This is a genomic window from Bradyrhizobium sp. SZCCHNR1098 (assembly GCF_032489375.1).
Taxonomy (GTDB): Bacteria; Pseudomonadota; Alphaproteobacteria; order Rhizobiales; family Xanthobacteraceae; genus Bradyrhizobium.
Genome location: NZ_JAUEXY010000026.1, coordinates 1 through 1,643, shown reverse-complemented (window position 1 = coordinate 1,643; position 1,643 = coordinate 1). Strand labels below are relative to the sequence as shown.

1 protein-coding gene is annotated in these 1,643 nt (G+C 63.7%); it reads left to right on the top strand.

Going from position 1 to position 1,643, the window contains the following annotated elements:
• The coding region (locus tag QX135_RS32370; protein WP_316182711.1) for a condensation domain-containing protein at positions 1-1,643 on the top strand (1,643 nt) is incomplete at both ends.

The following is a 1,643-nucleotide window of genomic DNA, read 5'->3' as shown; positions in this document are numbered from 1 at the left end:
GTTTGCCGAGACCCTCGGGCTCGAGCGCGTCGGGATCCATGACAACTTCTTCGATCTCGGCGGCCATTCGCTGCTCGTGACGCATTTGGTCTCGAAAATCCGTGCTGCTTTCGGGGTCGAGCTGCCGCTTGGTACGCTGTTTGAAGTTTCGACCATCTCCGGGCTCGCTGAACGGCTCGATCAGGCCGAGGCGGCAGCACGACCGACTCTTCGGCCGGGCCCTCGTCCGGAGGTGATCCCGCTCTCGTTCGCGCAAAGTCGCCTGTGGTTCCTCAACCATCTCGAAGGACAAAGCCCACACTATAATCTCACGCTCGCATTGCGTCTTCGCGGTGCCCTCGATCGCGACGCCCTCGAAGCCGCCCTCGCCGATTTGGTCGAGCGGCATGAGAGTCTGCGAACCGTCTTCCCGGAGACGGCGGGCACACCCCGCCAGCTGATCCTCGATGCTGAAATCGCTCGGCCGATCCTCGCGGTGGCGGCAACCACTGAGGCCGAGCTTCCCCAGGCGCTCAACATGGCCGCGAGCCGCGGCTTCGATCTCGCCGTCGAACCGCCGCTCCGCGTCGATCTCTTCGTCCTCGCGCCGCGCGACCAGGTTCTGCTGCTGTTGATCCATCATATTGCCGGCGACGGAGCTTCGCTCGGGCCGCTGGCTCGCGATCTCGCTACCGCTTATGCTGCGCGTAGTGAGAAGCGCGCGCCTGTCTTCGAGCCGCTGCCCCTGCAATACGCCGACTACACGCTTTGGCAGCACGCGCTGCTCGGCAATGAGGAGGATCCCGAGAGCCCGGTCGCGCGCCAGTTGGAGTATTGGAAGAGGGCGCTGCATGGCCTGCCGGAGCAACTGGAGCTGCCGGTTGACCGTTCCCGGTCGCCTGTTCCCAGCCATCATGGTGATACTGTCGCGTTCGAGATCACCCCCGAAGTGCACCAGGGGCTGCTGATGCTGGCGCGCGAACAGCAGGCCAGTCTCTTCATGGTGCTCCAAGCCGGCCTCGCTGCGCTGCTCACGCGGCTGGGCGCAGGTACGGACATCCCAATCGGCAGTCCGGTGGCGGGGCGCAGCGATCACGCGCTCGACGACTTGATCGGATTTTTCGTCAACACCGTGGTACTGCGCAGCGACACCGCTGGAAATCCAAGCTTCCGCGAACTGGTGGATCGCGTGCGCGCCGCCAATCTCGATGCCTACGCGAATCAGGATTTGCCGTTCGAGCGCCTCGTCGAGGCGATCAATCCGACACGGTCTCTGAGACGCCACCCGCTCTTCCAGGTGATGCTCGCGTTACAGAACGCTGGTACGCTCAGCCTTGATATGCCCGGTCTCACCATCGTCCCGCAACCGATGAGCAGCAGAGCTGCCAAATTCGATCTGGCCTTGATCTTGACAGAGAGTCGTGGCCAGCACGGTGGGTCAGCTGGGATCGAAGGCACGATCGAATACAGTACGGATCTGTTCGAGCGGAAAGCCGTCGAAGCCATCGCCACGCGTTTGGTGCGCCTGCTCGAATCTGCAACCGCCGCGCCGGATCAGCCGATTGGCGCAATCGACATTCTCGACGTGGCGGAGCGGCGTCGGGTGCTGGCGGAGTGGAATGACACGGTGCGCGCGGTGCCGCCGACGATATTGCCGTCTCTGA